General features: G+C 65.6%; 22 protein-coding genes. 13 read left to right on the top strand and 9 right to left on the bottom strand.

Annotated features, from left to right (window positions below; genetic code table 11):
* Nucleotides 1-25: 25 nt before the first annotated feature.
* A complete protein-coding gene (locus tag CXK94_RS13945; protein ID WP_102894797.1) occupies nt 26-415 on the bottom strand; it encodes a hypothetical protein in 390 nt (129 codons plus the stop codon).
* A complete protein-coding gene (locus tag CXK94_RS13950) occupies nt 412-1,623 on the bottom strand; it encodes a hypothetical protein (protein ID WP_256046018.1) in 1,212 nt (403 codons plus the stop codon). The genes CXK94_RS13945 and CXK94_RS13950 overlap by 4 nt, the downstream gene beginning before the upstream one ends.
* A 163-nt stretch (nt 1,624-1,786) precedes the next feature.
* On the opposite strand from CXK94_RS13950, the gene CXK94_RS22645 reads away from it, so the two are divergent.
* The 12 genes from CXK94_RS22645 (at nt 1,787) to CXK94_RS14010 (ending at nt 15,506) form a co-directional block, all read left to right on the top strand.
* Nucleotides 1,787-1,963 (top strand): helix-turn-helix domain-containing protein, encoded by a 177-nt coding sequence (locus tag CXK94_RS22645; RefSeq protein WP_256046019.1) that lies wholly within the window; start codon nt 1,787-1,789, stop codon nt 1,961-1,963.
* 255 nt (nt 1,964-2,218) lie between these two features.
* Nucleotides 2,219-4,393 (top strand): transcriptional regulator NosR, encoded by a 2,175-nt coding sequence (nosR, locus tag CXK94_RS13960; protein ID WP_102894800.1) that lies wholly within the window; start codon nt 2,219-2,221, stop codon nt 4,391-4,393.
* Nucleotides 4,394-4,460: 67 nt separating this feature from the next.
* On the top strand, nt 4,461-6,374 hold the full coding sequence (nosZ, locus tag CXK94_RS13965; RefSeq protein ID WP_102894801.1) for a TAT-dependent nitrous-oxide reductase: 1,914 nt from the start codon (nt 4,461-4,463) through the stop codon (nt 6,372-6,374).
* Nucleotides 6,375-6,563: 189 nt separating this feature from the next.
* Nucleotides 6,564-7,862 carry a nitrous oxide reductase family maturation protein NosD gene (locus CXK94_RS13970; protein WP_102894802.1) on the top strand — a complete coding sequence of 433 codons (1,299 nt, stop codon included), beginning with the start codon at nt 6,564-6,566 and terminating at the stop codon, nt 7,860-7,862.
* Nucleotides 7,859-8,785: an ABC transporter ATP-binding protein gene (locus tag CXK94_RS13975; RefSeq protein ID WP_037039911.1), complete on the top strand. Its 927-nt coding sequence runs from the start codon at nt 7,859-7,861 to the stop codon at nt 8,783-8,785. Before CXK94_RS13970 ends, CXK94_RS13975 begins: the two co-directional genes overlap by 4 nt.
* Nucleotides 8,782-9,612 carry an ABC transporter permease gene (locus CXK94_RS13980; protein WP_037039914.1) on the top strand — a complete coding sequence of 277 codons (831 nt, stop codon included), beginning with the start codon at nt 8,782-8,784 and terminating at the stop codon, nt 9,610-9,612. The genes CXK94_RS13975 and CXK94_RS13980 overlap by 4 nt, the downstream gene beginning before the upstream one ends.
* A gap of 23 nt (nt 9,613-9,635) precedes the next feature.
* Nucleotides 9,636-10,211 carry a nitrous oxide reductase accessory protein NosL gene (locus CXK94_RS13985; protein WP_037039917.1) on the top strand — a complete coding sequence of 192 codons (576 nt, stop codon included), beginning with the start codon at nt 9,636-9,638 and terminating at the stop codon, nt 10,209-10,211.
* 31 nt (nt 10,212-10,242) lie between these two features.
* Nucleotides 10,243-10,425, top strand: a complete 183-nt coding sequence (gene tatA / locus CXK94_RS13990; RefSeq protein WP_102894803.1) for a twin-arginine translocase TatA/TatE family subunit — start codon at nt 10,243-10,245, stop codon at nt 10,423-10,425.
* Between the two features lie 361 nt (nt 10,426-10,786).
* Nucleotides 10,787-11,977, top strand: a complete 1,191-nt coding sequence (locus tag CXK94_RS13995; RefSeq protein WP_102894804.1) for an NnrS family protein — start codon at nt 10,787-10,789, stop codon at nt 11,975-11,977.
* Nucleotides 11,978-12,095: 118 nt separating this feature from the next.
* Nucleotides 12,096-12,839 (top strand): SDR family NAD(P)-dependent oxidoreductase, encoded by a 744-nt coding sequence (locus CXK94_RS14000; protein WP_102894858.1) that lies wholly within the window; start codon nt 12,096-12,098, stop codon nt 12,837-12,839.
* A 14-nt stretch (nt 12,840-12,853) separates the two neighbouring features.
* Complete coding sequence (locus CXK94_RS14005; RefSeq protein WP_102894805.1) at nt 12,854-13,966, top strand: methyl-accepting chemotaxis protein; 1,113 nt, start codon at nt 12,854-12,856, stop codon at nt 13,964-13,966.
* 403 nt (nt 13,967-14,369) lie between these two features.
* Nucleotides 14,370-15,506 (top strand): HPP family protein, encoded by a 1,137-nt coding sequence (locus CXK94_RS14010; RefSeq protein WP_102894806.1) that lies wholly within the window; start codon nt 14,370-14,372, stop codon nt 15,504-15,506.
* A gap of 12 nt (nt 15,507-15,518) precedes the next feature.
* On the opposite strand, the gene CXK94_RS14015 is transcribed toward CXK94_RS14010, so the two are convergent.
* The 7 genes from CXK94_RS14015 to CXK94_RS14045 all read right to left on the bottom strand — a co-directional run bounded on the left by CXK94_RS14015 (nt 15,519) and on the right by CXK94_RS14045 (nt 21,969).
* A complete protein-coding gene (locus CXK94_RS14015) occupies nt 15,519-16,379 on the bottom strand; it encodes a LysR family transcriptional regulator (RefSeq protein ID WP_037039935.1) in 861 nt (286 codons plus the stop codon).
* Between the two features lie 110 nt (nt 16,380-16,489).
* On the bottom strand, nt 16,490-18,013 hold the full coding sequence (locus CXK94_RS14020) for a nitrite reductase (RefSeq protein ID WP_102894807.1): 1,524 nt from the start codon (nt 18,011-18,013) through the stop codon (nt 16,490-16,492).
* A complete protein-coding gene (gene cobA / locus CXK94_RS14025) occupies nt 18,004-18,840 on the bottom strand; it encodes a uroporphyrinogen-III C-methyltransferase (RefSeq protein ID WP_102894808.1) in 837 nt (278 codons plus the stop codon). Before cobA ends, CXK94_RS14020 begins: the two co-directional genes overlap by 10 nt.
* 69 nt (nt 18,841-18,909) lie before the next feature.
* Nucleotides 18,910-20,091, bottom strand: a complete 1,182-nt coding sequence (gene nirJ / locus CXK94_RS14030; protein ID WP_102894809.1) for a heme d1 biosynthesis radical SAM protein NirJ — start codon at nt 20,089-20,091, stop codon at nt 18,910-18,912.
* 251 nt (nt 20,092-20,342) lie between these two features.
* The gene (locus CXK94_RS14035; protein WP_037039940.1) at nt 20,343-20,591 is read right to left on the bottom strand and encodes a cytochrome C oxidase subunit IV family protein; all 249 of its coding nucleotides are present in this window, start codon (nt 20,589-20,591) and stop codon (nt 20,343-20,345) included.
* Nucleotides 20,592-20,618: 27 nt separating this feature from the next.
* The gene (locus CXK94_RS14040) at nt 20,619-21,206 is read right to left on the bottom strand and encodes a cytochrome c oxidase subunit 3 (protein ID WP_037039942.1); all 588 of its coding nucleotides are present in this window, start codon (nt 21,204-21,206) and stop codon (nt 20,619-20,621) included.
* Nucleotides 21,190-21,969: a CbbQ/NirQ/NorQ/GpvN family protein gene (locus CXK94_RS14045; RefSeq protein ID WP_102894810.1), complete on the bottom strand. Its 780-nt coding sequence runs from the start codon at nt 21,967-21,969 to the stop codon at nt 21,190-21,192. Before CXK94_RS14045 ends, CXK94_RS14040 begins: the two co-directional genes overlap by 17 nt.
* 375 nt (nt 21,970-22,344) lie before the next feature.
* Between CXK94_RS14045 and nirS the strand changes: the two genes are divergently transcribed.
* Nucleotides 22,345-24,057: a nitrite reductase gene (gene nirS, locus CXK94_RS14050; protein ID WP_102894811.1), complete on the top strand. Its 1,713-nt coding sequence runs from the start codon at nt 22,345-22,347 to the stop codon at nt 24,055-24,057.
* The last annotated feature ends 57 nt before the right edge of the window (nt 24,058-24,114 follow it).

Below are 24,114 nucleotides of genomic sequence, written 5' to 3' on the forward strand. Positions count from 1 at the left end.
GGCCTCTTGCTCAGGAGATATTCGTTCAGCCTTTCGTGAGTTTGAGCAGGCCAACCGCTAGAAATAGCCAAGCAGCAGCAATCCCCAAGAGCCAAGATGACCAAAGCATCCGGGGTTTAAGATGAGTCGGAAAATTCTCTATTTCATCAGGCTCCAGCTCACCACGGCGCAGGTAGAAACCCGAAAGCAGTACGGCGCCTGTTATGGCATTGACCTGCATATAACGCGCAATGAATCCAGGGCCAGCCCATATATTCAACTGGTTTCGAATATGGCGGCTGTTCGGGAAAGCTGCTTTCATTTCGTCTAGGTCGTGATAAACCATATAGACCGTGATGGCTTGCCCAATGGCCCCGATTACAAAGGGTGCCAGCATAAAAGCGAATGCCCACCAAGATGTCCAGAAGGCAGTCATGGTCTAGTTTGCTCGTACAAGAATTCCCCCATCCACTCCCCACCTGCTCCGCCGCCAGCCCCACCCACAACTGAAGCGCCGCCGACCACGACCAGGCCGCACACAATTCCGCCTATACCGCCAGATCCCAAACCGATAGCCGCACAAATAGGCCCTGCCGCAAAACGACTGGCAATGCCCACAGCAAGCGTTCCGCCACCTATCCCACCGGCAAAACCACCCGTCTCGGTGAAGCGGATTTTCTGGCAGGCCTGGGTTTCCCCTGCCCGGCATACCTCTTGAACCTTCAAAGTCGAGGCCGTACCGCCCAGGGCAAAGCCAATATAACCACCGTACTTGAGATATTTGGCTGCCTTGGCAATCTCGTCCATATGGGTGGCGTAGCCGGGTATCTGTCCGGGACCTCCACCTTTGCTCCAGTGGTGGACCAGGCTGCGAGTGGAGATGCCGAGATCGCGGCGTAATGTCGAGTAGTCGCCTAGCCCCAGCTGTTTGCCGAGGAAGGTCGCTTTCAACTGGGCGTCGAGCTGGCGGTACAGTTGTTGGCGTGAGGCGAAGAACCGTGGGCTCTGCAGGTGGCCATGCGTGGCGAACTCGCGTTGATGCAGGAATTCGAGGTCGTGCAGGGTGCCCGTGATCTGTTTCAGGCCCGTTTCCAGGACATCCTTGCCTATCCCCAGTGACTGGCTGGCGCCGTTCACCATCAAGGCGATTTCGGCCTGATGCGCTGCCATGAAGTCAGCCTCGCCTTCGCTTAGCGGCTCTAAGGCGGTGCGCACCTTCGTGGCCGCATCCATCAGCTCGGCCTCTTCGCGCAGGCAGGCAGAGGGATTGAGCAGGTTACCGAGGACGAATATTTCCCCAGCCTTGAAACCTTGGGCGAAGGTGGGATTCAGTGCCTTGATGCGGTTGGTCAGGTGTGAGTGAGGTTGGTCGGCGAATAGCCTGGCGAGCACTTGTTCGCCGGACATGCTGCGCGGCACGAGGTAGAAGCCAGGCGGCAGGGGCTCGGGGAGCTTGAGCATGTCGGGTGGCGGCCAGTCCGTTAGCTCGGGTATGACCTCGGCTTTCTCCTCCCAGGCGGCGAAGGAGGCACCGCCGTTACCGGGCTTGCTCTTCGGCAACTCGGCCTGCTGGCTCCAGCCCCGATCAATCTCCCAACTGGAGTCCCGGTAGCCGATGCTGCCTGCCCTCCAGTCGGTATCCAAGTCCCCGCTCCTGGCGAACGGGTAGGTTGGGTCTTTAAGGTTATCCGTCCCCATGAGCACTTCCCTATGCTGTCAAGTCCGGGCAGGAGTGTACTGTTTCAAGGGCACGGTCAATTGGCCTCTGTTCACGAAACTTGTGCTAGAGCAGCAGCATGTCGGGCGCATGAAGGAAGCCTGTGTGCTGCTCGCCGGGACCAGCCTGGAGGTTCAGGCTATCGGTCAGGAGGTGGGGTTCACCAGCGGGGCCAACTTCGCCACCGCGTTCAAGGAGCGCTTCGGTGTGTCACCGAGCCAGTTTCGCCAGACCTGCCTGGCGAAGGATGTCGGCGAGCCCGCATAAGGTGGCATCGGCACGGGGCTGGCCGTGGCGCTTGTCTCCACGAGTCGCCGCAGGTCGTGGCGCTCCCGTTTTCGCCACGATGGCCTATGCTCACCAATGGTGCATTGCACCAATTTGAGGCGTTTCATTGATGCAAGGCAATGGTCCGGCTGGTTCGGGCGTGGTTCGGGAGCGACCTTGATTGCAGTCAAGGGGGCTTGCCGAATGCCTCACCTACCATTGCGCCGCAATCGAGCAGTGGAAGTAGGTAACCTGATGAAGCCCCAGCTTTCTGTCGCCGGCGCGTTGTTCTCATGGGGAAAAAGCCTCGTCATTCTCCTGGCCATGATGGCTGCGGTGCTGCCAGCACAGGCCACGGTGTACGAGGCCGAGCAGCAGCGTATCGAGCAATTCTTCCCCGATGCCCAGAGCATCTCCGAGCCCGAGGGCGACTACCAGGTCCGCACCCTGCGCAAGGGTGACGAGGTCCTCGGCTATGCCTTCCAGACCATCAACGTCACCAACATTCCGGCCTACTCCGGCAAGCCGATCAACCTGCAGGTGCTGCTCGATCCGCAAGGGGCGATCAAGGACGCCTACATGCTCGAGCACCACGAGCCGATCCTGCTGATCGGTATCCCCGAGCAAAAGGTCCACGACTTCAACGCGCATTACGCCGGCATCAAGGCCGATCAGCGCGTGGTGGTCGGTCGTTCCAGCGACAGCAATGCGGTGACCATCGATGCGGTGACCGGCGCGACCGTCACGGTGATGGTGATCAACGAGATCGTCATGCGCGCCGCCCATGAGGTGGCCGTGTCGCTGGGGCTGATCGACGCCGGCGCGAGCGCCCGGCCGAAGCCCGCCAGCGTGCGCGAGGACGTCTACCAGCCGGCCAGCTGGAGCGAACTCACCGGCAACGGTGCGATCCGCCGCCTGCACCTGACCCGCGGGCAGATCGACGAGGCGTTCAAGGGCACCGAGGCCGAGGGCATCGACGAGGCCTCGCCGGAGACTGCCGGCGAAACCTTCATCGACCTCTACGCCACCCACCTGAATCCGCCGACCATCGGCCGCAACCTGCTGGGCGACAGCCAGTACCGCGACCTCATGCAGGGGCTCAAGCCCGGCGAGCACGCCATCGCCGTGCTGGGCAGCGGCGACTACTCGTTCAAGGGCTCGGGCTACGTGCGCGGCGGCATCTTCGATCGGGTACAGCTGCGCCAGTTCGGCAACATCATCAGCTTCCGCGACCTGGACTTCATCCGCCTGTCCGACGTCTATGCCGAAGGCATGCCGGGCTTCAGCGAGATGGCGATCTTCATCGTCCGCGAGCACGTGGCGTTCGACCCGGGCTCGCCCTGGAACCTGGAGCTGCTGGTGCGGCGCCAGACCGGCCCGATCAGCGGCGTGTTCACCAGCTTCGAACTGCCCTACCAGATGCCCGAGGCCTACATCGAGCGGCCGCAACCCACCGCCGAGGAACTGGCCGCCATCGAGGAAGCCAATCGGCCGATGTGGCTGAACATCTGGTACCAGAAGAGCTTCCAGATCGGCGTGATCGTCGCGGCGCTGCTGCTGCTGACGGTGATCCTCTTCCTGCAGGACAAGTTCACCGAGAAGCCGCACTTCCTGCACTGGCTGCGCCGTGGCTACCTGTTGTTCACCGTGCTGTTCATCGGCTGGTACATGCTGGGGCAGCTGTCGGTGGTCAACGTGCTGACCTTCGTCCATGCGCTGTTCCAGGACTTCCGCTGGGAGCTGTTCCTCTCCGACCCGGTGATCTTCATCATCTGGACCTTCACCGCGGCGACCATCCTGCTCTGGGGCCGTGGCGTGTTCTGCGGCTGGCTGTGCCCGTTCGGCGCGCTGCAGGAGCTGATCAACGAGGCCGCGCGCAAGCTGAAGATCCCGCAGTACGAACTGCCCTTCGCGGTGCACGAGCGGCTCTGGGCGATCAAGTACATCATCCTGCTGGTGCTGTTCGGCATCTCCCTGGAGTCGATGATGCTGGCCGAGAAGGCGGCCGAGGTGGAGCCGTTCAAGACCGCGGTCATGCTCAAGTTCGACCGCCAGTGGTGGTTCGTCGCCTACGCGGTGTTCCTGCTGGTGATCAACGTCTTCACCCGCAAGGTGTACTGCCGCTACGTCTGCCCGCTGGGCGCGGCGCTGGCGATCCCGACCAAGCTGCGCCTGTTCGACTGGCTCAAGCGGCGCAAGGAGTGCGGCACCCCCTGTCAGTTGTGCGCCAAGGAGTGCGAGATCCAGGCGATCCACCCCGACGGTCACATCAACGCCAACGAGTGCCACTACTGTCTCGATTGCCAGATGACTTACCACAACGACCACAAGTGCCCGCCGCTGGTGAACAAGCAAAAGCGCAAGAAGCGCGACAAGAAGGCGCCGACATCCGCTGACCTGATTCCCGTAGTGCAAGTGGTGGAACCCTGAGCGGCCGCCGGCGGCGAGGCGCTCGATCGATCGTGTTTGAAGAGATGTCCCAAAGGAGCGAAACCCCATGAGTGACAAGAGCAAGAGCAATCCCGAGGTGCTGGAGAAGGGCGGCCTCAGCCGTCGCGGCTTCCTGGGCGCCAGTGCGGTAACCGGAGCGGCGGTTGCCGCCACGGCGCTGGGCGGCGCGGTGATGAGCCGCGAAACCTGGGCCGCAGCGGTCAAGGACGCGCAGCAGAAGATCCATGTCGCACCGGGCGAGCTGGATGAGTACTACGGCTTCTGGAGCGGCGGCCACCAGGGCGAGGTCCGTGTGCTGGGCATTCCGTCGATGCGCGAGCTGATGCGCATCCCGGTGTTCAACGTCGACTCCGCCACCGGCTGGGGCCTGACCAACGAGAGCAAGCACATCCTCGGCGACAGCGCCAAGTTCCAGAACGGCGACTGCCACCATCCGCACATCTCCATGACCGACGGCAAGTACGATGGCAAGTACCTGTTCATCAACGACAAGGCCAACACCCGTGTCGCGCGCATCCGTCTGGACATCATGAAGTGCGACAAGATCCTGACCGTGCCGAACTGCCAGGCGATCCACGGTCTGCGCCTGCAGAAGGTGCCGCACACCAAGTATGTCTTCGCCAATGCCGAGTTCGTGATTCCGCATCCGAACGATGGCAAGGTCTTCGACCTGCAGGACGAGAACAGCTACACGATGTACAACGTCATCGACGCCGAGAAGATGGAGATGGCCTTCCAGATCATCGTCGACGGCAACCTCGATAACACCGATGCCGACTACACCGGTCGCTTCGCTGCTGCCACCTGCTACAACTCGGAGAAGGCCTTCGACCTGGGCGGCATGATGCGCAACGAGCGCGACTGGGTGGTGGTGTTCGACATCCATGCTGCCGAGAAAGCGGTCAAGGACGGCAAGTTTGTTACCCTGGGCGACTCCAAGGTGCCGGTGCTCGACGGTCGCAAGAAGAACGGCAACGACAGCGCGTTCACCCGCTACGTGCCGGTGCCGAAGAACCCGCACGGCTGCAACACCTCGTCCGATGGCAAGTACTTCATCGCCAACGGCAAGCTGTCGCCGACCGTGTCGATGATCGCCATCGACATGCTGCCCGACCTGTTCGCCGGCAAGCTCAAGGACCCGCGCGACGTGGTCGTCGGCGAGCCCGAGCTGGGTCTCGGCCCGCTGCACACCACCTTCGACGGCCGCGGCAACGCCTACACCACGCTGTTCATCGACAGCCAGGTGGTCAAGTGGAACATGGAGGAGGCCCGCCGCGCCTACAAGGGCGAGAAGGTCAACTACATCAAGCAGAAGCTCGACGTGCACTACCAGCCGGGCCACCTGCACGCCTCGCTGTGCGAAACCAGCGAAGCCGATGGCAAGTGGCTGGTGGCGCTGTGCAAGTTCTCCAAGGACCGCTTCCTGCCCACCGGCCCGCTGCACCCGGAAAACGACCAGTTGATCGACATCTCCGGCGACGAGATGAAGCTGGTGCATGACGGCCCGACCTTCGCCGAGCCGCACGACTGCATCATGGCCCGTCGCGACCAGATCAAGACCCGCAAGATCTGGGACCGCAACGATCCGTACTTCGCGCCGACCGTGGCCATGGCCAAGAAGGACGGCATCAACCTGGATACCGACAACAAGGTCATCCGTGACGGCAACAAGGTGCGCGTGTACATGACCTCCATGGCGCCGGCGTACGGCGTCACCGAGTTCACCGTCAAGCAGGGCGACGAAGTCACCGTGACCATCACCAACATCGACCAGATCGAGGACGTGTCCCACGGCTTCGTCATGGTCAACCATGGTGTGAGTATGGAGATCAGCCCGCAGCAGACCTCTTCCGTTACCTTTGTTGCCGACAAGCCCGGCCTGCACTGGTACTACTGCAGCTGGTTCTGCCACGCGCTGCACATGGAAATGGTCGGCCGCATGATGGTCGAGCCGGCCTGAGTCCTGTCTGGGCAAGGGGAGTCGCAGCCTGTGGCCGCGGCCCCCTCCAGAGGATGAAAAGCTGCGGTTTGCCAATCGAACCTGTAGGAGCCGGTTTGCCGGCGATCAGCCAAGAGCATCGCCGGCAAGCCGGCTCCTACAAAAACAGTTGCTATACGCAAACCGGCAGATAGAAAGAAGGTAAACGCAGTGCTCCAACCAGTGCTTCAACCCCTGGCACTTCTGGTGCTCCTGTTTCTCGGCGGCGTGGCCCAGGCGGCGCCGCAACCGATCACCGCTCTGCCGCTGCAGGCCGAGGGTGACCATCACTGGCGATTGCCCGCCGGCGAGTATGCCGGCCAGTTCCATATCGACCAGCCGCTGCAGCTGCGCTGCGAGCCCGGTGCGATCATCCGCGCGCAGGGCGCCGGCAACGCGCTGACCATCAACGCGCCCGACGTGACCGTCGAAGGCTGCACCCTGCTCGATTGGGGCCGCGACCTGACCGAAATGAATGCGGCCGTGTTCATCACCGCCGGGGCGCGGGGCGCGGTGATCCGCGACAACCGCCTCGAAGGCGCTGGCTTCGGCATCTGGGTCGACGGCACGCAGGACGTCGGCGTGATCGGCAACCGCATCGTCGGCGACGCCAGCGTGCGCTCGCAGGATCGCGGCAACGGCATCCACCTGTATGCGGTGCATGGCGCCCGGGTCGTCGGCAACCATGTGCGCGATACGCGCGACGGCATCTATATCGATACCTCCAACGGCAACCACCTGGAGGGCAATGTCCTCGAGGACCTGCGCTACGGCGTGCACTACATGTTCGCCAACGACAACAGCGTGATCGGCAACATCACCCGCCGCACCCGCACCGGCTTCGCGCTGATGCAGAGCCGCAAGCTGACGGTGACCGGCAACCGCTCCGAGCATGACCAGAACTACGGCATCCTGATGAACTACATCACCTACTCGACCATCCGCGACAACTTCGTCAGCGACGTGCAGCGCGGCGATACCGAAGGTGACAGCATGATCAGCGGCGGCGAGGGCAAGGCGCTGTTCATCTACAATTCGTTGTTCAACACCATCGAACACAACCATTTAGCCCGCAGCGGCCTGGGCATCCATCTCACTGCCGGATCGGAGGACAATCGCATCTCCGGCAACGCCTTCATCGGCAACCAGCAACAGGTCAAGTACGTCGCCACCCGCAACCAGGAATGGTCGGTGGACGGTCGCGGTAACTACTGGAGCGACTACCTGGGCTGGGACCGCAACGACGATGGCCTCGGCGACGTGGCCTACGAGCCCAACGACAACGTCGACCGCCTGCTCTGGCTGTACCCGCAGGTACGCCTGCTGATGAACAGCCCGAGCATCGAGGTGCTGCGCTGGGTACAGCGGGCCTTTCCGGTGCTCAAGTCGCCCGGGGTGCAGGACAGCCATCCATTGATGAAGCTGCCGACCGAAAGTCTCCTAATCGAAAACCAGGAACCAACGTCATGAACGCCGTCGAGATCCAGGGCGTAAGCCAGCGTTACGGCAGCATGACCGTGCTGCACGATTTGAATCTGAACCTCGGCGAGGGAGAAGTGCTGGGGCTGTTCGGCCACAACGGCGCCGGCAAGACCACCAGCATGAAGCTGATCCTCGGCCTGCTCGCGCCGAGCGTGGGGCAGGTGCGGGTGCTCGGCCGCGCGCCGAACGATCCGCAGGTGCGCCGCCAGCTCGGCTACCTGCCGGAGAACGTCACCTTCTATCCGCAACTCACCGGCCGCGAGACCCTGCGCCATTTCGCCCGCCTCAAGGGCGCCGCAGTGAGCCAGGTGGACGAGCTGCTTGAGCAGGTCGGCCTGGCGCACGCCGCCGACCGCCGGGTGAAGACCTATTCCAAGGGCATGCGCCAGCGCCTCGGCCTGGCCCAGGCGCTGCTCGGCGAGCCGCGGCTGCTGTTGCTCGACGAACCGACGGTGGGTTTGGACCCCATCGCCACCCAGGACCTCTACCTGCTGATCGACCGCCTGCGCCAGCGCGGCACCAGCATCATCCTCTGCTCCCACGTGCTGCCGGGGGTCGAGGCGCACATCAACCGCGCGGCGATCCTCGCCAAGGGCCGCCTGCAGGCGGTGGGCAGCCTGACGCAGCTGCGCGCCGAGGCCGGCCTGCCGGTGCGTATCCGTGCCAGCGGCATCAGCGAGCGGGATAGCTGGCTGCGCCGCTGGAACGACGCCGGCCACAGCGCGCGTGGGCTCAGCGAGTCGAGCATCGAAGTGGTGGCGGTCAACGGCCACAAGCTGGTGTTGCTGCGCCAGCTGCTCGGCGAGGGCGCGCCGGAGGACATCGAGATCCACCAGCCCTCGCTGGAGGACCTGTACCGCTACTACATGGAGCGCGCCGGCGACGTGCGCGCCCAGGAGGGCAGAGCATGAACCAGGTGTGGAACATCGCCCGCAAGGAACTCAGCGACGGCCTGCGCAACCGCTGGCTGCTCGCCATCAGCCTGCTGTTCGCCGTGCTCGCGGTGGGCATCGCCTGGCTCGGCGCCGCGGCGTCCGGCCAGCTGGGGTTCACCTCGATCCCGGCGACCATCGCCAGCCTGGCCAGCCTGGCCACCTTCCTGATGCCGCTGATCGCGCTGCTGCTGGCCTACGATGCCATCGTCGGCGAGGACGAGGGCGGCACGCTGATGCTGCTGCTGACCTATCCGCTGGGGCGCGGGCAGATCCTGCTGGGCAAGTTCGTCGGCCATGGGCTGATCCTCGCCCTGGCGGTGCTGATCGGCTTCGGCTGCGCCGCGCTGGCGATCGCCGTGCTGGTCGAGGACATCGAGCTGGGTCTGCTGCTCTGGGCCTTCGGCCGCTTCATGCTGTCCTCGACGCTGCTCGGCTGGGTGTTCCTCGCCCTGGCCTACGTGCTCAGTGGCAAGGTCAACGAGAAGTCCAGCGCCGCCGGGCTGGCGCTCGGCGTGTGGTTCCTCTTCGTGCTGGTCTTCGACCTGGTGCTGCTGGCGCTGCTGGTGCTCAGCGAAGGCAAGTTCAACCCCGAGCTGCTGCCCTGGCTGCTGCTGCTCAACCCCACCGACATCTACCGGCTGATCAACCTGTCCGGCTTCGAAGGCAGCGGCAGCGCCATGGGCGTGCTGTCGCTGGGCAGCGACCTGCCGGTGCCCGGCGCCGTGCTCTGGCTGTGCCTGCTGGCCTGGGCCGGGGTGTCGCTGCTGCTGGCCTACCGGATTTTCCGGCGGCGCCTGGCGTGATGTGCATTCTCAAGGAGACGAATATGACTCGGCTGTACCACACTGGCGTCCGCGCGCTGCTCGTTCTGATGCTGGGCCTGGGCCTCGCGGCCTGCGGCGAAAAGGAAGAAGTCCAGCAGCGGCTCGACCCGGTGGCCTTCCACGACAGCGACGAATGCCACGTGTGCGGCATGATCATCAGCGATTTCCCCGGGCCCAAGGGCCAGGCGGTGGAGAAGGGCGGCGTGAAGAAGTTCTGTTCCACCGCCGAGATGCTCGGCTGGTGGCTGCAGCCGGAAAACCGCCGGCTCGATGCCAAGCTGTACGTCCACGACATGGGGCGCAGCGTGTGGGAGCATCCGAACGACGAGCACCTGATCGATGCGACCAGCGCCTACTATGTCGTCGGCACTTCGCTCAAGAGCGCCATGGGCGCCACCCTCGCCAGTTTCGCCGAGGAGAAGGACGCCAAGGCGCTCGCCAGCCTGCATGGGGGGCGCGTGCTGCGCTTCGCGGAGATCGACCAGACGCTGCTGCAGGAAGCGGCGCGCATGCAGCATGGCGACATGCACGGCCATATGCCGGCCGCTGCGCACAATCAGGATCACGCGGGTCACTGACCCGCCGTTCAACACACCGAGGTAAGCAAAAATGATGGGCATCAGCGTCTGGCAACTTCTGATCATTCTCCTGATCGTCGTCATGCTGTTCGGCACCAAGCGCCTGCGTGGCCTGGGTTCGGACCTGGGCAGCGCGATCAGCGGCTTTCGCAAGTCGATGAACGACGGCGAAACCACGGCTCAGACCGATACGGTCAAGCAGGAGTTGAAGTAGGGCGGCTTGTATCCCGCTCCATGGGAAAGCCTTCACCCCGAGGCCGGGCCTTGCGCAAAAGCGGCCCGGCCCGTACCGAACCGCTAGGCGGCGCGCCCTGCCCGTAACTGCGGGAGCATCCTCCAGCGCCGAGCTTCCACGGGAGCCGAAAGCGATCGTGCTGCACTGCACTGGTGCAGCCGCCCTCCGGGCACTTCCGACCGATTGTCACTTCTCACCCGTCTCGAAAAAAAGCTGATTGCAATCAAGTCTGCGCAGGGCTCCTAACCTGTAAAAAGTAGCCAGCGCCCCCAGTCCGGAGGGCGCGGCTGCGCCGGCATGCCGGGCATGCGGCAGCGAAGAGAGTTCTGGGAGGCCTTCCGTGCACGTTATCGATCGGCGAAAAGCCCTGAGTATCCCGCCCGTCTGGCGGCTCGCGTTTCGCCCCTTCTTCCTCGCCGGCAGCGTCTATGCGTTGCTCGCGATCCCCCTCTGGGTTGCGGCCTGGACCGGTCTGTGGCCGGGCCTGCAGCCCACCGGCGGCTGGCTCGCCTGGCACCGGCACGAGATGCTGTTCGGCTTCGCCATGGCCATCGTCGCCGGCTTTCTGCTGACCGCGGTGCAGACCTGGACCGGCCAGGCGGCACCCTCCGGCCATCGCCTGATGGGCCTTGCGCTGGTCTGGCTGGCGGCCCGGCTGGGCTGGCTGTTCGGCTTGCCGGCCGGCTGGCTGGCGCCGCTGGACCTGCTGTTCCTGCTGGCGCTCGCCGGGATGATGGCGCGGATGCTCTGGGCCGTCCGGCAGAAACGCAACTACCCCATCGTGATAGTGCTGTCGCTGATGCTCGGTGCCGACGCGCTGATGCTGGTCGGCCTGCTGCAGGGCGACGACGGCCTGCAGCGCCAGGGCGTGCTGGCCGGCTTGTGGCTGGTGGCGGCGCTGATGGCACTGATCGGTGGCCGGGTGATCCCGTTCTTCACCCAGCGCGGGTTGGGCAAGGTCGAGGCGATCAAACCCTGGGTCTGGCTGGATATCGCACTGCTGGTCGGGACCGGCGTGATCGCCGTGCTGCATGCCGTGGGCCTGGCGTTGCAGGCGCAGCCGCTGCTGGGCGTACTGTTCCTCGCCATCGGCGCGGGTCATCTGCTGCGGCTGGCGCGCTGGTACGACAAGGGCATCTGGAACGTCCCGCTGCTGTGGTCGTTGCACGTGGCGATGCTCTGGCTGGTGGTGGCGGCCTTCGGCCTGGCGCTGTGGCATTTCGGCCTGCTGGCTCAGTCCAGCCCCGCGCTGCATGCGCTGACCGTCGGCTCGATGAGCGGCCTGATCCTGGCGATGATCGCCCGCGTCACGCTCGGCCACACTGGCCGGCCGTTGCAGCTGCCGCCGGGCATCGTCGCGGCCTTCATCCTGCTCAACCTCGGCACCGCGGCACGGGTGTTCGTCTCGGTGGCCTGGCCGGTCGGCGGCCTCTGGCTGGCGGCGGGTTGCTGGGCGCTGGCCTTCGCCCTGTACGCCTGGCGCTACGCGCCGATGCTGGTCGCGCCCCGCGTGGATGGGCATCCGGGCTGAGCGGATCGAGCAAACCGGCGGGCGCCCGGCGCGCCCGTCCATTTACGTCCCACTTCAATACCGCTGCCTCATCCGGGGCAGCCTGCGACTCGGCGTGCGTCGAGCATCGGAGATGATGATGAAAAGCGAGTTTCAGGATCGTCTGGCAGTGGTTACCGGCGCCAGTTCGGGTATCGGTCTGGCGCTATGCGCGGCGCTGCTGCAGCGGGGCGCGCGGGTGCTGGCGATGTCGCGCAGCCTCGGTGGCCTCGAACCCTTGATGGAAACCCACCCCGAGCAGCTGTACTGGCTGGCCGGCGACGTCACCTCGGCCGACGACCTGCGCCAGCTCTGCCGGCGCGCGGCCGAGCTGGGGCCGGTGCACTACGTGGTGCCCAATGCCGGCATCGCGGAACTGGCCGATGGCCTGGACATGGCGGCGTTCGACCGGCAGTGGCGGGTCAATGGCGCCGGTGCCCTGAATACCTTCGCGGCGCTGCGCAACGAGCTGGCCAAGCCCGCCTCGGTGGTATTCGTCGGCACCTTCCTGATCCGTTCGAGCTTTCCCGGCCTGGCGGCGTACATCGCCAGCAAGGCGGCGCTGGCGGCCCAGGCACGGACCCTGGCGGTCGAGTTCGCGCCGCTGGACGTGCGCATCAACATGGTTTCGCCCGGGCCGACCGCCACCGCCATCTGGGGCACGCTGGGGCTGAGCGACGATCAGCTCGAAGGCGTTGCCGAAGGCGTCACCCAACGGCTGCTGCCGGGGCACTTCCTCGAGTCCGCGGCGGTCGCCAACGTCATCCTGTTCCAGCTGTCGCAAGGCGCTCGCGGCGTCTACGGCCAGGACTGGGTGGTGGACAACGGCTATACCGTGAGCTGAAGCGGGGGTGAGGCATGTGGTTCCAATGGAAAAGCACGGCGCGCCGGCTGCAGCGCGAGCAGGCTGAACTGCAGGCCGCCAACGCCGCGCAGGCGGCACGCGTCGCGGCGCTGGAGCAGGCGTTGGCCACGGCCGAGGAGGCCAACCGGCGCAGCCAGCGACAGCTCGACTACTACCGCGGGGTGTCCGGCAACCTGATCCGCTTCAGCACTTCGGTGACGCATCTGGGCGATTCGTTCGAATACCTCACCGGGCAGTTGGGCGAGAACCGCGCGCGGGCCGAGCAGGTGGCGGTCGCAGCGCTGAGCAACCAGAAGCACTTCGGCGAGCTGCAGGACAAGGCCGCGGAAATGGAGAGCGGCCTGGCGCAGGCCTCGCTCAAGGTCGATACCCTGGCCGCACGGTCCAAGGAGATCAACGGCATCGTCGACCTCATCAGCGGCATTGCCAGCCAGACCAACCTCCTGGCGCTGAATGCGGCGATCGAGGCGGCGCGCGCCGGCGAGGCCGGGCGCGGCTTCGCGGTGGTCGCCGGGGAAATCCGCAGCCTGGCGGAAAAGACCGCCCTGGCCACCGACGACATCGTGCGCAAGATTGGCGAGGTGCAGGACGAGATCCAGCACGTGCACGCCTACATCCAGCTGCAGGGCACTCATGCCCAGGGTTTCAGCCGCACCACCGAGGCGGCGGTGGATGCCATGCGCAACCTGCACCGGCTGGCCGGCAGCATGCGCAGCGGCATCGAGCGTTCGTCCCTGCGGGCTGGTGTCGAGCTGGCCAACCTCGACGAGTTGTCGCTGAAATTCGTGGTCTACAATCACCTGCTGGGCAACGACCGACAGGCCGTCGTGCAATTGCCTGGCGAGCGCGAATGCCGGTTCGGGCGCTGGTACTACGGCGAAGGCAATCGCGAGGTTCAGGGGCTGGATCATTTCCGCGAGATCGAGCGGCCGCACACCGCGGTGCACGAGCAGGGCCAGGCGGCGCTGAAGGCATTCAGCGCGGACGCCCTGGAGGTGGCGCTCGGGCATCTCGGGCGGATGGAGGAGGCCAACCTGGAGGTGATGCGCATCGTCACCGCGGTGATCGAGCAATACGAGCGGGCCGCTAGCGCGGCGGCAGCGTAGGGCGAGAATTGCAACCCGCCGATTCGGAATCGCCCTGGGTGCCGTCCGCGCTCAGGCTATAACGTGAAGCTCGAAAAGCATCGCCCCGAGGGCGGGCCTCCCACAAAAGCAGCCAGCGCAGCCCGAACCTGTGGGGGCGCGCCCTCGCGGCGATTGCAGGCCGAAAGCTGCCTATAAACTCGTTTGAAATCACTTTATTTGCTGTATGTCAGCAAAACTATTCGTTAGAGATTATCCAAGACCCCGCCGACAATGCTCGGACGTCCTGTCGTGTGGCAATCTGCCGCAACGGTGCATGCGAATCACGCGGGGCGTCTGTTTATGTAATGCTCCTCTGGTCCAGGGATGGACGTTTGCGGGGGGCGCATTGCTCGCCTTCCGCTGCACCGATCAAGCAGGACACATGCACGACAACCTCATCGACTGGTTCCGCTCCTTCGTTCCCGCTCCGCTCAACGCCCCACCGAAAGAATGGATACGCGCCGCCATCGGCATCGCCATCGTCATGCTGCTGACGCTCTGCAGTGGCTTCGGGCTGTTCGGCGTGAGCCTGACGCTGCAGCTCATCGCCCCGGCCGGCGCCTCGGCGGTGCTGGTGTTCGCCGCTTCGTCGAGCCCGTTCGCGCAACCCTGGTCGGTACTCGGCGGCAATCTGGTCGCCACCCTGATCGGCATCAGCCTGGGCCTCGGCGGCCTGCCGCCGATGGTCGCGACGGCACTGTGCGTCTGCCTGGTGCTGGTCTGTCTGTTCGGTCTGCGCTGCCTGCATCCGCCGGGCGTGGCGCTGGCGCTGGTGGCGGTGGTGGGCAGCCCGGAGATCCATCGGCTGGGCTACGGCTTGCTCTACCCGGTGGCGTTCAACTCGTTGCTGCTGCTGGCCGTGGCCTTGCTCTACAACAACCTGACCCGCCATGCCTACCCGAAACCGCGGTTGCCGCGGGAGAACCTGCACCACACCCGCGACCCCCTGCCGGGCGAGCGTATGAGTTTCAGCCCCGACGACCTCGACCGTGCGCTGCGCGATTTCGGCGAGTATGTCGACGTGACCCGGGACGACCTGGAGCGGCTGCTCAAGCAGACCGAGAAGCATGCGCTGCGCCGCAGCATGGGCGAGATCACCGCGGCGGACATCATGTCCCGCGATCTGCACTGGCACACGCCGGACACCTTCATCGGCGAGGCCTGGCAGACGCTGCAGCGTCACCGCCTGCGCTGCCTGCCGGTGGTGGGCAAGGGCCGCGAGCTGGTCGGTATCGTCACCCTGGTGGACCTGCTCAAGCATTTCCATCCGCGCCCGGGGCGGCTGAGCTTCGGCCAGCTGCGCTTCCTGCGTGGCACCAAGCTGCGCGCCATCATGAGTGCGCCGGTGATTTCGGTGACGGCCGACACGCACATGGTCGAGCTGGTCTACCTGCTCTCCGACCGCGGTCTGCACTGCCTGCCGGTGGTCGACCAGCAGGGGCTGCTGGTGGGCATGATCACCCAGACCGATCTGATCGCCGCGCTGTATCGCAACTGGCTCAAGCACCTGCCGGACTGAGCCGGGCGCGCGTCAGAGCTCGTAGTACCAGCGCGACCAGTCGTATTCGTCGCGCGCCACTTCGCGCAGCAGCTCCACCGCTGTGAGCAGCGCCGGCGATTCGCTGGCGCGGGCATGCACCAGATAGACCGGATAGCTGAATTCCGGCGCCTGCTCGACGCGCTTGAGGATGCCTTCGTCCAGATAACGCTGCACCACCCGGGTACGGAAGTAGCCGCGCCCGCCGCATTGCAGCAGGTACTGCAGCGCCAGCGGGCCGAGGCTGAAGCTGAGGGCGGCCCGGCGATGCTCGGGGAGCGCCTGGTCGTGCTGCTTGCGGAAGGTCGGGCCCCAGTCGACGTAGAGGTAGGGGGCCGGCTCGCGGCTGTGCACCACCTGGATCAGCTTTTCCTCCAGCAGCTGCTCCACCTGCAGGCCGGGCAGGTATTCCGGCTGGTGCACCAGCGCGGCATCCAGCACGCCGAGGTCGAGCTTGTGCTGCAGCTCGCTGTCGCTGGCCACCTCGTTGCGCAGGGCATGGCCCGGCAGCTCCTGGCGCAGCCGCTGCACCCAGGCCAGCATCAACGGATTGCACAGGCTCACCTCGGAGCCGAGGGTGAGCAGTTCGCCATAGCCGCGTGGCAGCGGCAGGTCGCGCCGCGCCGCTTCCCAGGTCTGTACCAGCTGGTGGGCATAGGCGACGAAGCGCTCGCCGTCGGCCGTCAGCCGGGCGCCGGCGCGGTTGCGCACGAACAGCCGGCAGCCGAGCTGGTTCTCCAGGTTCTGCACCCGTGCGGTGACGGCGGTCTGGGTGACGTGCAGGCGCTCGGCGGTGGCGATGAAGCTGCCGCTGCGGATGATCTCGAGAAAGGTGCGGGCGAGATCGATGTCCATGGGCGGGCCTTCAGTGCAATGAAAATGATTTGACCGGCAATTGTATGACGGTTGCGCTGCGCCTGGCTGCAGTGCTCGGCAACCAGGCGTGCGACGAAAGGGCAACAGCCCTAGTGCGAAGTGCCTTCGGCGAACTCGATCTTGTTGCCGACGTTGTACTTGCCGGACGGCTTGTTCATCGGGATGCGCTTGATCTCCTCCAGGGTGTTGGCGTCGTAGACGATCAGCGCGCCCTCGGTGTCCCAGACGCTGAGCAGGGCATAGCGGCCGTCGTTGGTGAACTCGACGTGGGCGGCGTTCTTGCCGGGCATCGGCCGCAAGGTGTGGGCGACTTCCAGGGTCTGTTTGTCGATCAGGTGCACGGCGTCGTTGTTCGGCCCGAAGAACACGTCGGTCCAGGCGTAGGGCGAGTTCTGCTGGCTGCGCATGAAGAACCCCGGGCCTTCGGTGGGAATCTCCTTGATCAGTTTCCAGGTTTCCAGGTCGAGCACCGAGATCAGCCCCTGGCTGACGTTCGGCGTGGCGAACACCCACTTGCCGCCGCGCTTCCAGTAGATGCCCGAGCCCAGGTGCGGCATGCCCGGCAGCGGGATGTCGGTGACCGCCTGGCCGCTGTCGAGGTCGATCACCTGGCCGCCGTGGGCCTGGCGCGAGGTGGCCAGCAGGTGGCTGTAGTCGGGGGTGAAGGAGAAGTCGTCGAGGAAGTCGCGCGCCTTGATCCGCCGTGGCTCGAAGGTCGGCTCGCCGGCATAGGACAGTTCCCAGGCCTCTTTCACGTCCTTCAGCGCGACCACGAAACTGTCACGCGGCGGCGCGGTGTACACGGCGCTGACCCGCGACGGCGTACCGTCCTCGCCCACGGCGGGGATGTGCTTGACCAGCGACAGGTCGCGGGCATCGAGCAGCACCAGGTTGCCCGGCAGGTAGTTGCCCACCAGCACCCAGCGCCCGTCGTTGCTCACCGCCAGGTTGCGGGTGTTCAGCCCGGCACGCACTTCGGCGACCTTGGTCAGGTTGTGCAGGTCGTACTGGCTGATCCAGCCGTCACGCGAGGCGAAATAGACGAAGCGCCCGTCCGGCGAGAACTTCGGTCCGCCATGCAGGGCGAAGTGCGACTGGAAGCGGGTCAGCGGCTCGAAGCGGTCGCCGTCGAGGATGGTCACATGATGATCGCCGGCTTCCACCACGACGAACAGGTTCAGCGGATCGGCGCCGTGCTGCGGCGTCGTCGGCAGCTTGGCCAGGTCGGCGAGCAGGCGGTGGCTGGCGCGGATGTCCGCGTCGCTCCAGCTCGGCGGAGTGGCGGGTGGCTGGTAGAGGTAGTTCACCAGGCTGGCGATCTGCGCCTCGTCCAGCACGTCGGCGTAGGCGGCCATCTGGCTGGCCGGGCGGCCTTCGCGGATCACCTTGTGGGCCTCGGCGGGCTTGATCCGGCTGAGGCTCTCCGGCAGCAGCGCCGGGCCGGCACCGCCGAGACGGTTGGCGCCGTGGCAGCTTTGGCAGTGCTGTTCATACAGCGCCTGGGCATTCGCCGGGAGGTCGGCCGCGGCGGCCTGGGGGATGGCCAGGTCGAGGGCGACGAAGGTGGCAGCCGGCAGCGCGGCGGCCAGCAGCAGGGCAGACATCAGTTGCATAGGGCCTCCGCTACCGGCAGCGGGTCGCCGTGCAGACGCGCCGGATGCTCGACCTGGCGCTCGGCGAACAGCCCGACCACCCGACCGATCACGGTCAGGGTCGGCGGGGTGAGCTGCTGCTCGTCGGCCATGCTCGGCAGTTGCCGCAGCGTGCAGCGCACCACCTGCTGGTTCGGGCGGGTGCCGTTGCCGATCAGGGCCGCCGGCGTGTCCACCGGCAGGCCGGCGGCGATCAGGTTGCGCGAAATTTCACCGAGGCTGGCCAGGCCCATGTAGAACACCAGGGTCTGGCCGCCCTGGGCCAGCGCTTCCCAGGGCAGGTGCAGTTCGCCGTTGGCCTGCAGGTGGCCGGTGATGAACTGGCAGGAGTGGGCCAGGTCGCGGTGGGTCAGCGGGATGCCGGCGTAGGCGCTGCAGCCGGCGGCGGCGGTGATGCCGGGCACCACCTGGCAGCCGATGCCGCGCTGCAGGAGGAATTCGAGCTCCTCGGCGCCGCGGCCGAAGATGAACGGGTCGCCGCCCTTGAGGCGCACCACGCGCTTGTCCTGCCGGGCCAGGGTGGCCAGCAGCTGGTTGATCTCCGGTTGCGGCAGGCTGTGGTAGCCACTGGTCTTGCCGACGTAGTGGCGGCTGCAGCTCGCCGGCAGCAGGGCCATCAGGTCGTCGCTGACCAGGCGGTCGTAGACCACGGCGTCGGCCTGTTGCAGTAGACTCCAGGCGCGCAGGGTGAGCAGGCCGGGGTCTCCCGGGCCGGCGCCGACCAGAGCGACTTCGCCGGGGGCGAACGTGGCGCTCAGCGAAGCGGGAAGTGTGAGTGGCTGGTCCATGCGGTGCTCCTGAATTCTCATCGGGCTTACGGAGTGCTTGCTGCGGCACGTGGCGGCCGCTTTGATCGATCAGATGGCGATGCTGGGGATGCGCACGGGCGTCGGCAGGCCGATCTCCTCGTCGGAGAGGTAGCAGCCGGGGTCTTCGCCCCAGAGATTGCCTTCGGCCCAGGCGCGGGTGCGGGTGTTGCCGTTGCAGATCGGCAGCCAGCGGCATTCGGCGCAGCGTCCGCCGACGGCGCGCGGGTGCTGGCGCAGTTGCTCGAGCAGCGGTGCGGGAGCCTCCAGCCAGATGTCGCGGAAGCGCTGGCGGCGCACGTTGCCGACGGTGTGCTGCCACCAGTAGGTGTCCGGATGCACGTCGCCGATGTTGTCGATGTTGGCGATGCCGCTGCCCGAGGCGTTGCCGCCCCAGGCGCGCAGCAGCTGCTCCAGGCGCTCGCGGTGTTCGGGCAGGCGCTCCTCGACCCACTGCAGCAGGAGGATGGCGTCGGCGTCGTTGTTGCCGCTGACGAAATCGGTCTCGCGGCCGTGCTGCACGTCGTCCCAGGCCTGCTCGAACAGCTGGCGCATGGCGTCGCGGGTCATCTGGTGGTGGGCGTCGGCCTTGCGGCTGCGCTTGCCGCGGCCGCTGTAGTTGAGGTGCGAGAGGTAGAACTTCTGCACGTCGTGCTCGCGCATCAGCGCCAGAATGGCCGGCAGCTGCGGGTAGTTGTTCTGCGTCAGGGTGGTGCGCAGGCCGACGCGGATGTCGTGCTGGCGGCACAGGTCGATGGCGTGCATGGAGGCGGCGAAGCTGCCCTTGAGCTGGCGCCATTCGTCGTGCACCGCTTCCAGCCCGTCGATGCTGATGCCGACGTAGTCGAAGCGTGCCGCGGCGATGCGTGCGATGTTGCCTTCGTCGATCAGCGTGCCGTTGGTCGACAGGGCGACGAAGAAGCCCTTGTCGCGGGCGTAGTCGGCGAGCTGGAAGATGTCGTCGCGCAGCAGCGGTTCGCCGCCGGAGAGGATCAGCACGCGTACGCCGGCCTCCTGCAGTTCGTCGATCACCTTCAGCGCTTCGGCGGTATCCAGCTCGTCGCGGAACTCGCTGTCGGCGGAGGTGGCATAGCAGTGCTTGCAGGTCAGGTTGCAGCGCCGCAGCAGGTTCCAGATCACCACCGGTGGTCGGGTGCCGCTGGCGCTGCGGGCACCGAGTACGGGCAGGGTCGGCCGGGCCAGGGCGCGCAGGTAATGGCTGATTCTCAACATGAGCGTCTCTCCTCATGACGCGCCAAAAACGGGGCGTGACGCGTGATTCGATGGCTGCAGAATCTCCGACGGCGCGCTCGCCATCCTTGATCGGAAACAACAAATGGGTGCGTAGGCGCTGGACCGCGGTGGGCGATCTTGGCCATGCGGTCCGGCATGGCCTGCGTAGGGTGGATCACGCCTCACCGATCCACCTTGCGCTTGATCGCCGTTGGTGGACTGAAGCCCACCCTATGGGCTGCGTTGTGACGCTAGCGCAGCGCCAGCAGCACGCCGGCGGCCATCGCCAGCGGCCAGCCGAGCAGCAGCAGGCGCCACAGTCGCGGCGCGTGGCGCAATTCCATGAAGCCCTCGGTGATCAGCCAGGCCTTGCCCAGCGCGGCGAGCAGTACGGCGCCGGCCAGCAGCAGGGTCGAGCCGGCGCTGCCCAGCAGCACGGTGGAGATCGACAGTATGGCCAGCCCCAACCAGCAGGCGACCAGGGTCTTGGTAGCGGACATCACTTGCCTCGTCGTCAACGGCCCTGATCAGTTCAGTACGTAGACCAGGGGGAACAGCAGCACCCAGACCAGATCGACCATGTGCCAGTAGAGCACCCCGGATTCCAGCCCGCTGTGCTCCTCCGGCCGGTAGGCGCGGCGGCGGCAGCGCTCGGCCAGCCAGGCGAGGATCACCATGCCCAGCAGCACGTGGAGGAAATGGAAGCCGGTGAGGATCCAGTACAGGGTGAAGAAGGTGTTGTGCTCGATATCCAGCCCGAGCCCGGCCAGGTGCCCGTACTCATTGAGCTTGAGCACCACGTAGATGCAGGCCGACGCCAGCGCGACGAGCAGCAGCAACGCCGCGCGCCCCTGCTTGGCCTTGCGCACCTGCTCCACCGCCAGCGCGGCGAGCAAGCCGGAGGTCAGCAGGCTGAGGGTCAGCGCCAGGCCGATGGAACTGTCCAGCGCCGCACGGCTCTCGCCGAACAGCTGCGGATGGAACATCTGCGTGAATGCGAAGGCCAGGATCAGGATGGCGAACACGCTCAACTCGGCGAGGATGAAGAACCACATCGCCAGGTCGCCCGGCAAGCGCCGGCCGGGGGCGGCGAGTATTTCAGCCGAAGTGGACATCGACCACGTCCATCAGTGCGGTAACGGTCTGCGGGTCGTCCGACAGTGGCTCGGCGAGGCAGGCCAGGCAGGCCTGTCGCGGCGTCATCCCGGAGCGGATCATCCGCGCGGTGAAGATCAGCAGGCGGGTCGAGGCGACTTCCTCCAGGTCGTGCTGCTCCAGCCGGCGCAAGGCCTGGCCGAGCTTGACCACCTGCGCCGCGAGCCCGGCATCCACCTGCGCCTCGTTGGCGACGATGCGCTCCTCCTCGGCGGCCGGCGGGTAGTCGAAGCGCATCGCCACGAAACGCTGGCGGGTGCTTGGCTTCATGCCCTTGAGCAGGTTCTGGTAGCCGGGGTTGTAGGACACCACCAGCATGAAGCCCGGCGGTGCCTTGAGCGCTTCGCCGGTGCGCTCGATGAACAGCTCGCGGCGGTCGTCGGCCAGCGGGTGCAGCACCACGGCGGTGTCCTGGCGCGCCTCGACCACTTCGTCCAGGTAGCAGATGCCGCCTTCGCGCACCGCACGGGTCAGCGGCCCGTCCTGCCACCAGGTGCCCTGGGCGCCGATCAGGTGACGGCCGACCAGGTCGGCGGCGGAAAGGTCGTCGTGACAGGCCACGGTATACAGCGGCAGGTTCAGCCGGTGCGCCATGTGCTGCACGAAGCGGGTCTTGCCACAGCCGGTCGGGCCCTTGATCAGCACCGGCATGCCGTGGCGCCAGGCCTGCTCGAACAGCACCTCCTCGTTGCCCAGCGGCTGATAGAAGGGCGCGTCCGGCATGCCAGTGGCAGTTGGGATTTCAGGCGCATTCACAGGCAATACCTCACTGCTGCAGTTGGTTAAGCATCTGTCGCCAAGCTACCGGTCGCGGCGTTCCCAGCTCAAGCCATCCGCCGGCAAAGCTTGATTGCGATCAAGTCCCGGCGGAATTGGCGACCAGGCGGCGCCCGCCTTGCGTTGGCGTGTGCCACGTTCGGCCGGCTGCCCCGCGACAAGGCGTCACGCTTGTGGGGTCTCGGGGGTTCTCTTGATTGTCGTCAAGCGCTTGACGATTTGGCCTCTCCTAGGATGCAAGCGCACCAATCAAGCACCGGGAATTGCCGCACCGCCGTCACTTAGCAGGAATCGCATGAAGCGATTCAGAGGAGAAACAGTATGCGCAAACCACTACTGGCCGGACTTGTAGCCGGCTTTTCGTTGCTCGCTCTGGGCGTCGCCCAGGCGCAGAACAATCCGGAAGACAAAGCCGAGGCCGCCTACAAGGGCCAGGCCTCGGCCGTCGACCCCTCCAGCGCCCAGGTCGTGCGTTCTCCCGGCGCACCCGATCTGAACGCCGCAGAATTCGAGCAGGCCAAGGAAATCTACTTCCAGCGCTGCGCCGGCTGCCATGGCGTGCTGCGCAAGGGTGCGACCGGCAAGCCGCTGACCCCGGACATCACCCAGGAGCGTGGCCAGGCCTACCTGGAAGCGCTGATCACCTACGGCTCGCCCGCCGGCATGCCGAACTGGGGTACCTCCAATTCGCTGACCAAAGATCAGATCACGCTGATGGCCAAGTACATCCAGCACACGCCGCCGACTCCGCCGGAGTGGGGCATGGCCGAGATGAAGAACTCCTGGAAGGTCCTGGTCAAGCCGGAAGATCGTCCGAAGAAGCAGATGAACAATCTGGATCTGGCGAACCTGTTCTCCGTCACCCTGCGTGACGACGGCAAGATCGCGCTGATCGACGGCGGCAGCAAGAAGATCGTCAAGACCATCGATACCGGCTACGCCGTGCACATCTCGCGCATGTCCGCCTCCGGCCGCTACCTGCTGGTGATCGGTCGCGACGCCAAGATCGACATGATCGACCTGTGGGCCAAGGAGCCGACCAAGGTCGCCGAGATCAAGGTGGGTATCGAGGCGCGCTCGGTGGAGACCTCCAAGTACAAGGGCTACGAGGACAAGTACGTGATCGCCGGCGACTACTGGCCGCCGCAGTTCACCATCATGGATGGCGAGACCCTGCAACCGCTGCAGATCGTCTCCACCCGCGGCATGACCGTGGACAAGCAGGAGTACCACCCGGAACCGCGCGTGGCGGCGATCATCGCCTCGCACGAGCATCCCGAGTTCATCGTCAACGTCAAGGAAACCGGCAAGATCCTGCTGGTCAACTACAAGGACATCGACAACCTCACCACCACCAGCATCAACGCCGCGCCGTTCCTGCACGACGGTGGCTGGGACAGCACGCACCGCTACTTCATGACGGCGGCCAACAACTCCAACAAGGTGGCGGTGGTCGACTCCAAGGAACGCAAGCTGAGCGCGCTGGTTGAAGTCGGCAAGATCCCGCACCCGGGACGTGGCGCCAACTTCACGCACCCCAAATACGGTCCGGTCTGGGCGACCAGCCACCTCGGCGACGAGAGCATTTCGCTGATCGGTACCGATCCGAAGAACCACCCGCAATACGCCTGGAAACACGTCGACAGCCTCAAGGGCCAGGGCGGTGGTTCGCTGTTCATCAAGACCCATCCGAAGTCCAAGCACCTGTACCTGGATACCACCTTCCACCCGGATGCCAATGTCAGCCAGTCGGCCGCGGTATTCGACATCGACAACCTGGAGGCCGGTTTCAAGGTGCTGCCGATCGGCGAGTGGGCCGGTCTGAAGGACGGTGCCAAGCGTGTCGTGCAGCCTGAGTACAACGAAGCCGGCGACGAGGTGTGGTTCTCGGTGTGGAGCGGTCAGGAGGATGAATCGGCCATCGTGGTGGTCGATGACAAGACCCTGAAGCTCAAAACAGTGATCAAGGACAAAAGGTTGATTACCCCAACCGGTAAATTTAACGTCCACAACACTCAGTATGACGTGTACTGAGTTAACCAGGGGGCGGGCCTCAAGATCCGCCCCCGCTTTAGCCTTGAGGAAGTACTC

This window comes from Stutzerimonas stutzeri, assembly GCF_002890915.1.
Lineage (GTDB): Bacteria > Pseudomonadota > Gammaproteobacteria > Pseudomonadales > Pseudomonadaceae > Stutzerimonas > Stutzerimonas stutzeri_AF.